At 71.3% G+C, this 9,888-nt stretch carries 10 protein-coding genes; 8 read left to right on the forward strand and 2 right to left on the reverse strand.

What is annotated here, in order from left to right; translation table 11 throughout:
• The first annotated feature begins 84 nt into the window (after positions 1–84).
• The gene (locus tag ABZ822_RS27260; RefSeq protein WP_360859737.1) at positions 85–567 is read left to right on the forward strand and encodes an ATP-binding protein; all 483 of its coding nucleotides are present in this window, start codon (positions 85–87) and stop codon (positions 565–567) included.
• Between the two features lie 152 nt (positions 568–719).
• Here ABZ822_RS27260 and idi read toward each other — a convergent pair whose 3' ends face one another.
• Positions 720–1,313, reverse strand: a complete 594-nt coding sequence (gene idi / locus ABZ822_RS27265) for an isopentenyl-diphosphate Delta-isomerase (protein WP_360859703.1) — start codon at positions 1,311–1,313, stop codon at positions 720–722.
• Positions 1,314–1,463: 150 nt separating this feature from the next.
• On the reverse strand, positions 1,464–2,408 hold the full coding sequence (locus ABZ822_RS27270) for a cation diffusion facilitator family transporter (protein WP_360859706.1): 945 nt from the start codon (positions 2,406–2,408) through the stop codon (positions 1,464–1,466).
• A gap of 872 nt (positions 2,409–3,280) precedes the next feature.
• Between ABZ822_RS27270 and ABZ822_RS27275 the strand changes: the two genes are divergently transcribed.
• The 7 genes from ABZ822_RS27275 to ABZ822_RS27305 form a co-directional block, all read left to right on the forward strand.
• Positions 3,281–5,158: a DUF5941 domain-containing protein gene (locus tag ABZ822_RS27275; protein ID WP_360859739.1), complete on the forward strand. Its 1,878-nt coding sequence runs from the start codon at positions 3,281–3,283 to the stop codon at positions 5,156–5,158.
• A complete protein-coding gene (locus tag ABZ822_RS27280) occupies positions 5,155–5,892 on the forward strand; it encodes a phosphocholine cytidylyltransferase family protein (protein WP_360859709.1) in 738 nt (245 codons plus the stop codon). The genes ABZ822_RS27275 and ABZ822_RS27280 overlap by 4 nt, the downstream gene beginning before the upstream one ends.
• Positions 5,880–6,941, forward strand: a complete 1,062-nt coding sequence (locus ABZ822_RS27285) for an iron-containing alcohol dehydrogenase family protein (protein WP_360859712.1) — start codon at positions 5,880–5,882, stop codon at positions 6,939–6,941. The genes ABZ822_RS27280 and ABZ822_RS27285 overlap by 13 nt, the downstream gene beginning before the upstream one ends.
• Positions 6,919–7,698, forward strand: a complete 780-nt coding sequence (locus ABZ822_RS27290) for a CDP-alcohol phosphatidyltransferase family protein (protein WP_360859714.1) — start codon at positions 6,919–6,921, stop codon at positions 7,696–7,698. Before ABZ822_RS27285 ends, ABZ822_RS27290 begins: the two co-directional genes overlap by 23 nt.
• The gene (locus ABZ822_RS27295) at positions 7,695–8,582 is read left to right on the forward strand and encodes a glycosyltransferase (RefSeq protein ID WP_360859717.1); all 888 of its coding nucleotides are present in this window, start codon (positions 7,695–7,697) and stop codon (positions 8,580–8,582) included. The genes ABZ822_RS27290 and ABZ822_RS27295 overlap by 4 nt, the downstream gene beginning before the upstream one ends.
• Before the next feature lie 108 nt (positions 8,583–8,690).
• Positions 8,691–9,620, forward strand: a complete 930-nt coding sequence (locus ABZ822_RS27300; RefSeq protein WP_360859720.1) for an ABC transporter permease — start codon at positions 8,691–8,693, stop codon at positions 9,618–9,620.
• On the forward strand, positions 9,613–9,888 hold a 276-nt coding region (locus ABZ822_RS27305; RefSeq protein WP_360859722.1), incomplete at its 3' end, for an ATP-binding cassette domain-containing protein. The genes ABZ822_RS27300 and ABZ822_RS27305, both read left to right, overlap by 8 nt.

A 9,888-nucleotide genomic window follows, 5' to 3' on the forward strand; every position in this document is an offset into this window, starting at 1 on the left:
TCGGCAGTACCGGCGGCCGCGGCCCCGGGGCACACCGTGGTCCGGGGGCACGCCGTTGCCCATGCCGGGGTACCGGGGCCGGCGGTGGCCGCAGCCACCGCGGCGACCGGCGTCACCGAGGCGCCCCTCGCGGACGGGTTCCCCTCCCGCCCGCCCTACGAGGGCGTCTGGCGCTTCACGGCACCGGCCCACGACTCCGCGGTTCCGCAGGCGCGCCGCGGCGTGCGCGATCTGCTGCGCAGCCGGCGCGTACCGCTCCAGGACGACGTCCTCCACGGCCTGTTGCTGATCGTTTCGGAGTTGGTGACCAATGCCGTACGGCACGCGGCTGTGCTCTCGCCCAGCGTCGCGGTGGAGATCTCCGTCCGCGACGGATGGGTGCGGGTGGCGGTCGAGGACAACCACCCGTACCGCCCGAAGGCGCTGGTGGCGGAGGAAGGGCAGACGGGCGGGCGGGGGCTGCTGCTGGTGAAGGCGATCACCGCCGAGGCGGGCGGGGTCTGTGACGTCGAACCGACCGCGGGCGGCGGCAAGGTCATCTGGGCCGCCCTGCCCCTTGCTCTCTGAGCCCTCGAAGAGCCCTGCCCCTCACTCCGAGCCCTCGGAGAACCTCGCCCCTCGTCCCTCGCCCCCCCCGCGAAGACCCTGCCCCCTGATCCGGGGCAGGGGCCGGTCGCCCGCCGGGGGCGACGTCGCGACCGGCCTCCGGCCCGCCCGCTCTACCAGCCCGCCGTGGTCCCCGTCAGCTCCCGGATCGCGGGGCGCGCCGCGTCGAGCACCGTCATGAACCAGGCCGAGAACGGCCGCTCCTCGTGCATCCGCGTCAGCTCGGCCGCCGTCACGAAGACCGTTGAGCCGACCTCGTCCGGATCCGGCCGCGGCTCGTCCCGCACCAGCCCCACGAACAGATGGTTGAACTCCTGCTCCACCAGCCCCGAGGCCGGGTCGGGGTGGTTGTACCGCACCGTGCCCGCCTCGCCCATCAGCGACGGCGAGACCCCGAGCTCCTCCGCCGTACGCCGGGCCGCCGCCGCGAACGGCGCCTCGCCCGGGTACGGGTGGCCGCAGCAGGTGTTCGACCAGACACCGGGGGAGTGGTACTTGCCCAGGGCGCGCTGCTGGAGCAGCAGCCGTCCCGAGGTGTCGAAGAGGAAGACGGAGAAGGCCCGGTGCAGTTTGCCCGGCGGCACATGGGCGGAGAGCTTCTCCGCGGTCCCGATCGTCGTGCCGTTCTCATCGACCAGTTCGAGCATGATCGGCGTCGCGGCGCCGTTCTGCGAGGCGTGGGCGGCGGTGGCGGGTGTGGTCGGCATGGCCATCCTTGGGTCGGGCTGCAGAGTTCAAAGTCTGCCGTACAAAACGGGCAGGGCCGTGCGGATCGGCCCGCATGTCAGCCTGATAGGCGGCGCGCCCGCGCGGGGCGCGTAAGCCGATTCAGTGACGCGGCCGGGGCGGTTCCTGGTTCAGTGGCACAGCCCGGCCTCGTGCTCGGCGTGACCGACGGGTTCGAGCTGGAACGTGCAGTGCTCGACGTCGAAGTGGCGGCCGAGGCAGCCCTGCAGCGCATGGAGCATCTTCTCGTTGCCCACCGAGTCCAGGACGTCCTCCCGTACGACCACATGCGCGGAGAGTACGGGGAGGCCCGAGGTGATGGTCCACACATGGAGGTCGTGCAGGTCCTCGACGCCGGGCAGCGCCACGATGTGCGACCGCACCTGCGCCATGTCGACGTCCTTCGGCGCCGCCTCCAGCAGGACGTCCAGGGCCTCGCGCAGCAGCCGCCAGGCGCGGGGCACGATCATCAGTCCGATGGCGATGGAGGCGATGGGGTCGGCCTGGCGGAAGCCGGTGGCCATGACCAGGACCGCCGAGACGATCACCGCGAGCGAGCCCAGGGCGTCGGACATGACCTCCAGGAAGGCACCGCGCACATTGAGACTGGCCTTCTGGCCGCGCATCAGCAGGGCGAGCGAGACGCAGTTGGCGACCAGGCCGACGGCGCCGAAGACGATGGTCAGCCCGCTGTTGACCTCCGGCGGCTGCAGCAGCCGCTCGATCGACTCGTAGAGGATGAAGCCGCCGACCCCGAACAGCAGAAGGCAGTTGGCGACCGCGGCGAGGATCTCGGCTCGCGCGTACCCGAAGGTGCGGCGCTCGCTCGGCGGACGGTTGGCGAAGTGGATGGCCAGCAGCGCCATCACCAGCCCGACGGCGTCGGTCGCCATGTGGCCCGCGTCGGCGAGCAGCGCCAGCGAGCCGGTGAGGAACCCGCCGACGATCTGCGTGACGAGCACGGTGACGGTCAGGCACAGGGCGATGCGCAGCCGTACGCGATGCTCGGCGGCCGCGGTGCGGTCCGCGCCCGGCGCCAGGCCGTACGCGGGTCCGTGGTCGTGCCCTGCCCCCATGACGCGTGCCTCCAGGATCGGTCGGGACGTCGCTGCGGATGCCGCGACGGCAACGGTCGGCGGTGCCGACGGGATCACAGTGAACTACGCGCGAAGGGCAGGAGCAACACGACGCTGAACACCGTTGTCATGTGCTCTGACCTGGCGTTTTGGGCTCTCTCAAAACGTGCTGGCACCAGCCCCGCCGCACCGGCTCGACCATGCCGCGGACCGGGTGCCGCGCGTTCCGGCCCGGCGCGCGCCCGGCCCGCTCGACTCCCTCGGTGGCGAGCCGGGTGGCGGGCACGCCGCGGGCGGTGCGGCCGACGGGGAGAGGGCGAAGCGTGTGACGGGGGGCGACTCGCAGGACCCCGCGTCCGGCGCTCGTCCGGTCGGGCAGCTCGCGGTCCGGGACACTGCCGCGGACGAGCGGGACGCCGTCGGGCGGCCGCGCGGGCCGCCGCCCCCGGCCGGGAGGTCTCGAGCGCGACGACCGGCTTCCCGGGTGCGGGTCGTCACGCGCCCGGGAAGCCGGTCATCGCGCGCACCACCGGGGTACCGACGTATCCGGCTCCTGCGGTGATCGGCCACGTCATGGCGGGCGGCCTGGGCTCCGGGCGGTGATTTGCGGCGATGTGGGCGCTTCCTGCCGCCGTTTGTCGCAGGACCGCATGATCGACCATGATGCTCAGAGGCGGAGCCAGTCGGTCGTCTCTCGCAACCTGTGCGGCCTTATCAGGGCGTAAACGGCCAATGAACGGTCGCTTCCGAGGATCCGATAGCCTCTGCCGACGTGCCGCCGCCTGGTCACGGGGCCGGGGTGTGCCACGACCGCTGCCCGGACCTCCCACGTCCCGGCGCGGCCATGTCAGATTTCCAAGGAGTGAGTTCGACTGTCGACCGCAATCCTCACCGGTCAGCCGGTCGCCGGATCGCAGCTCGAGAGCGACCTGCGGTCGCTGGGCTTCGACGTCGTCGAAGCGGGGGCCGACGCCGACCTGGCAGGGCTCGTGGGCTCACTCCCCGCGGCCGAGCGGGTCGCGCTGGTGGATCCCCGTACGGTCGCCCACACCCACGCTCTGCGGCTGGCCCTCACGGACCCGCGCTTCCCGGCCGCCGCCGCACCCGGCGTGGTCACGGCGCAGGCGGAGGCCCGCCCGGACCTCCTGCGGGCGCTCGCCGCGACAGCGTCCCCGGCTCCCGCGACGGTCCCCGTCGACTCCGCCGTCCCCGCCGCCGAATCCGCCGCTTCCGAGCGCGTCTCGCTCGCCGAGCCCGCCGCCGCCGACAGCCTGCCGGACCGGCTCTCCGCCGCCCTCGGCGCCGCGGACGTCGCCGTCCACCGGCCCGAGCTCGGTGTCCTCGTCGCCACCGTGCCCGCCGGTGAGGAGGAGCGCACCGCCGCCCGCGCGGCCGTCGACGCCGTCGACGACGAGAAGGTGCGGCTGCGGACCGCGGTGAAGGCCCGCGACGGCTTCTTCACGACCTACTGCATCAGCCCGTACTCCCGCTACATCGCCCGCTGGTGCGCCCGCCGCGGTCTGACCCCCAACCAGGTCACGACCGCCTCCCTCCTCACCGCGCTGATCGCCGCCGGCTGCGCGGCCACCGGCACGCGCTCCGGCTACGTCGCCGCCGGTGTGCTCCTCATCGCCTCCTTCGTCCTCGACTGCGCCGACGGACAGCTCGCCCGCTACTCCCTGCAGTACTCCACGCTTGGCGCCTGGCTCGACGCCACCTTCGACCGCGCCAAGGAGTACGCCTACTACGCGGGCCTCGCGATCGGCGCGGCCCGCGGCGGTGACGACGTGTGGGCGCTCGCCCTCGGCGCGATGGTGCTCCAGACGGTCCGCCACATCGTCGACTTCTCGTTCACCGAGGCCAACCACGACGCCACCGCCAACACCAGCCCCACAGCGTCCCTTTCGGACCGGCTGGACAGCGTCGGCTGGACCGTCTGGCTCCGCAGGATGATCGTCCTGCCCATCGGTGAGCGCTGGGCGATGATCGCTGTCCTCACGGCCCTGACCACGCCCCGCATCGTCTTCTACGCGCTGCTCGTCGGCTGCGCCCTCGCCGCCCTCTACACCACCGCCGGCCGCGTTCTCCGCTCCCTGACCCGCCAGGCGCACCGGACCGACCGCGCCGCCGAGGCCCTGCGCGAACTCGCCGACTCCGGCCCGCTGGCCGACCTGTCCTCGGTCGCCGTCCTCCGGGGGACGCGGCCCTCGGCGTACCTCGCTCCGGTCTGGGCCGCCCTGGGTACGGTCGCGCTGCTCGTGGTGGCGTTCGACCCGCCCTTCGGCGCCTGGTCCCTGCCGGTGGTCGCCCTGCTGCTCTACGCCCGCTGCTCCGGCCGGGCCCTCACGCATCCGCTGAAGGGCCCCCTGGACTGGCTGGTGCCGCCGATCTTCCGCGTCGCCGAGTACGGCCTCGTCATGATCGTCGCGATCCGGGCCGATGTGAACGGAGCCTTGCCGGCGGCCTACGGGCTGGTGGCCGCCGTCGCCTACCATCACTACGACACCGTGTACCGCATCCGCGGCGGCACCGGTGCGCCCCCGCGCCTGCTGGTGTGGGCGATCGGGGGGCACGAGGGACGCGTGCTGGCGATCGCGATCGTCGCCGCCTTCCTGCACGGCACAGCTTTCACCATTGCGCTGGCGGCTCTTGCCGCAGTCCTGGCGCTGGCGGTGCTCACCGAGAGCATCCGTTTCTGGGTCTCTTCCCGAGCACCCGCAGTACACGACGAAACAGGAGAACCCGCATGATCGGCCTCGTGCTGGCAGCAGGCGCCGGACGGCGTCTGCGCCCTTACACCGACACCCTGCCCAAGGCCCTGGTGCCGGTCGACGGCGACACCACCGTCCTCGACCTGACGCTCGCCAACTTCGCCGAGGTGGGCCTGACCGATGTGGCGATCGTCGTCGGCTACCGCAAGGAGGCCGTGTACGAGCGCAAGGAGGCCCTGGAGCAGAAGTACGGGGTCAAGCTCACCCTGATCGACAACGACAAGGCCGAGGAGTGGAACAACGCCTACTCCCTGTGGTGCGCCCGTGACGCCCTCAAGGAGGGTGTGATCCTCGCCAACGGCGACACCGTGCACCCGGTCTCCGTCGAGAAGACCCTGCTCGCCGCCCGCGGCCAAGGCCAGAAGATCATCCTCGCCCTGGACACGGTGAAGCAGCTCGCCGACGAGGAGATGAAGGTCGTCGTCGACCCGGCCAAGGGCGTCCGGCGGATCACCAAGCTGATGGACCCGGCCGAGGCCACCGGTGAGTACATCGGCGTCACCCTCATCGAGCCCGAGGCCGCCGCCGAGCTGGCCGACGCGCTGAAGACCACCTTCGAGCGCGACCCCGACCTCTACTACGAGGACGGCTACCAGGAGCTGGTCAACCGCGGCTTCGCGATCGACATCGCGCCGATCGGCGACGTCAAGTGGGTCGAGATCGACAACCACGACGACCTCGCCAAGGGCCGGGAGATCGCGTGCCTGTACTGACCCGACTCATCCCCTCGCCGCTGGTCGTCGACATCCGCGCCGGAGCGATCGACGATCTCGCGGGGGTCCTCGCCGACCAGCGGATCTCCGCCTCCGGGAAGCTCGCCATAGCGATCAGCGGGGGCTCGGGCGCCGCACTGCGCGAGCGCATCGCCCCCGCGCTGCCCGGCGCGACCTGGTACGAGGTGGGCGGCGGGACGCTCGACGACGCGATCAAGCTCGCCGACGCGATGAAGTCCGGTCACTACGACGCGGTCGTGGGCCTGGGCGGCGGCAAGATCATCGACTGTGCGAAGTTCGCCGCCGCGCGTATCGGGCTGCCGCTCGTCGCCGTCGCGACGAACCTCTCGCACGACGGTCTGTGCTCCCCGGTCGCGACCCTGGACAACGACGCGGGCCGAGGCTCGTACGGCGTCCCGAACCCGATCGCCGTCGTCATCGACCTCGACATCATCCGTGAGGCGCCGGTCCGCTTCGTCCGGTCCGGCATCGGTGACGCGCTGTCGAACATCTCCGCCGTCGCGGACTGGGAGCTCGCCAACCGCGAGACGGGCGAGCAGATCGACGGTCTGGCCGCGGCCATGGCCCGTCAGGCCGGCGAGGCCGTGCTCCGCCACCCCGGCGGTGTCGGCGACGACGGTTTCCTGACGGTCCTCGCCGAAGGTCTGGTCCTCACCGGCATCTCCATGTCGGTGGCCGGCGACAGCCGCCCGGCCTCCGGCGCCTGCCACGAGATCAACCACGCCTTCGACCTGCTCTTCCCCAAGCGCGCGGCGAGCCACGGCGAGCAGTGCGGGCTGGCGGCGGCGTTCGCGATGCATCTGCGCGGCGCGCACGAGGACTCGGGCCTGATGGCGGAGGTACTGCGGCGGCACGGCCTGCCGGTGCTGCCGGAGGACATCGGCTTCACCCTGGACGAGTTCGTGCAGGTGGTGGAGTACGCACCGCAGACCCGCCCCGGGCGCTACACGATCCTCGAGCACCTGGACCTGTCCGCCGACCAGATCAGGGACGCATACGCCGACTATGCCAAAGCCATCGCTAGCTGAACTGCGTCCGGTCGTTCACCCCGAGGGTGTGAAGGACCGGCGCAGCGGTGAGCACTGGGCCGGACGCCTGTACATGCGCGAGGTCTCGCTGCGTCTGGACCGGCACCTGGTGAACACGCGGGTCACGCCGAACCAGCTCACCTATCTGATGACCGTTGCCGGTGTCCTGGCTGCCCCGGCCCTTCTGGTGCCGGGCATCCCGGGCGCCGTCCTCGGTGTGGTGATGGTCCAGCTGTACCTGCTGCTCGACTGCGTCGACGGCGAACTCGCCCGCTGGAAGAAGCAGTTCTCGCTCGGCGGGGTCTACCTGGACCGGGTCGGCGCCTACCTGTGCGACGCCGCGGTGCTGGTCGGCTTCGGCCTGCGCGCCGCCGACCTGTGGGGCTCCGGGCGGATCGACTGGCTGTGGGCCTTCCTCGGCACCCTCGCCGCCCTCGGCGCCATCCTGATCAAGGCGGAGACCGACCTCGTCGGCGTCGCCCGGCATCAGGGCGGGCTGCCGCCGGTCAAGGAGGCGGCGTCCGAGCCGCGCTCCTCGGGCATGGCGCTGGCCCGCAAGGCCGCCGCGGCGCTGAAGTTCCACCGGCTGGTGCTCGGCGTCGAGGCGTCGCTGCTGATCCTGGTCCTGGCGATCCTCGACTCGGTGCGGGGCGATCTGTTCTTCTCGCGCCTGGGCGTCGCCGTGCTCGCCGGCATCGCGATCCTGCAGACGGTGCTGCACCTCGTATCCATCCTCGTCTCGAGCAGGCTGCGATGAGCGGGGCCGGTATGAAGCTCGGAGCGGTTGTCCTGACCATGGGCAACCGCCCCGAGGAGCTGCGTTCCCTCCTGGACTCGGTCGCCAAGCAGGAGGGCGACCGCGTCGAGGTCGTCGTGGTCGGCAACGGCTCCCCGCTGCCCGAACTGCCCGAAGGCGTACGGACGGTGGAGCTGCCCGAGAACGTCGGCATCCCGGCCGGGCGCAACGTCGGCATCGAGGCCTTCGGCCCGGGCGGCCGCGACGTCGACGCCCTGCTCTTCCTGGACGACGACGGTCTGCTGCCGAACTCGGACACCGCCGAGCTGTGCCGCCGCGCGTTCGGAGCCGATCCCGAACTGGGCATCATCAGCTTCCGGATCGCCGACCCGGACACGGGCGAGACCCAGCGCCGCCATGTGCCGCGGCTGCGGGCGTCCGATCCGATGCGCTCCTCGCGCGTCACCACCTTCCTGGGTGGCGCGAACGCGGCCCGTACGGCCGTCTTCCAGCAGGTCGGCGGATTGCCGGACGACTTCTTCTACGCCCATGAGGAGACCGACCTCGCCTGGCGGGCGCTGAACGCGGGCTGGATGATCGACTACCGCTCGGACATGGTGCTGTACCACCCCACCACTGCTCCGAGCCGTCACGCCGTCTACCACCGTATGGTCGCCAGGAACCGGGTCTGGCTCGCCCGCCGCAATCTGCCGGCCCTCCTGGTCCCGGTCTACCTCGGCGTGTGGCTGCTGCTCACGCTGGCGCGGCGGCCCTCGCGGCCGGCACTGCGGGCCTGGCTGAGCGGCTTCAAGGAGGGGTGGACGACCCCGTGCGGACCGCGTCGCCCCATGCGGTGGCGTACGGTGTGGCGGCTGACCCGACTGGGCCGACCTCCGGTCATCTGACAAGCTTCGTGTCTGAGAGCATCGGTCGTACAGCGGGACCGGCTGCACCTCGCCGAGCCTGCCCATGCCCGATCCGGCTGCGCAATGTGAAGACGAGAGTTTCCATTAGTGAGTGAGACAACGCATGACGGTGCGGTCGCGATGAGCGCCCCGCCATCCCCTGACGAGGGTCTGTCCCCGGCGGAGCTGGCGGACAAGTACGGGCTGTCCGTGAGCGGTGCCCGCCCATCGCTCGGTGCGTACGTGCGCCAGCTCTGGGGACGCCGCCACTTCATCCTGGCCTTCTCGCAGGCGAAGCTCACGGCCCAGTACAGCCAGGCGAAGCTCGGCCAGCTGTGGCAGGTGGCGACCCCGCTGCTGAACGCCCTCGTCTACTTCTTGATCTTCGGCCTGATCCTCGAGGCCGACCGCGGCATGTCGATGAACGTCTACATTCCGTTCCTGGTCACGGGTGTCTTCGTCTTCACCTTCACCCAGAGCTCGGTGATGGCCGGCGTCCGCGCGATCTCGGGCAACCTCGGGCTGGTCCGCGCGCTGCACTTCCCGCGTGCCTCGCTGCCGATCTCGTTCGCCCTGCAACAGCTCCAGCAGCTGCTGTTCTCGATGATCGTGCTGGTCGTCGTCGCGGTGGCCTTCGGCAGCTATCCCGCCATGTCGTGGCTGCTGATCCTCCCGGTCCTGGCGCTGCAGTTCCTCTTCAACATGGGCCTCGCGATGGTCATGGCCCGTATGGGGTCCAAGACCCCTGACCTGGCCCAGCTCATGCCGTTCGTCATGCGCACCTGGATGTACGCGTCGGGCGTCATGTTCTCGATCCCGCTCATGCTCGAGGACAAGCCGGCGTGGATCGCCGACGTCCTGCAGTGGAACCCGGCCGCCATCTACATGGACCTCATGCGGTTCGCGCTGATCGACGGGTACGGCTCGGAGAACCTGCCGCCGCACGTCTGGGCCGTCGCACTCGGCTGGGCCGTGCTCGTCGCCATCGGCGGCTTCGTGTACTTCTGGAAGGCGGAGGAGCGGTACGGCCGTGGCTGAGCTGGAGACGGGCGCACAGATCCCGACCGTCATCGCGGACGAGCTGCACATCGTCTACCGCGTCAACGGCGCCAGGACGGGCAAGGGCAGCGCCACCGCGGCGCTGAGCCGCATCGTCAAGCGCGGCGGCGAATCGCCCGGCGTGCGCAAGGTGCACGCGGTGCGGGGGGTGACCTTCACGGCGTACCGGGGTGAGGCGATCGGTCTGATCGGTTCGAACGGTTCGGGGAAGTCGACGCTGCTGCGGGCCATCGCGGGGCTGCTGCCG

It is taken from the genome of Streptomyces sp. NPDC047108 (assembly GCF_040643575.1).
GTDB lineage: Bacteria > Actinomycetota > Actinomycetes > Streptomycetales > Streptomycetaceae > Streptomyces.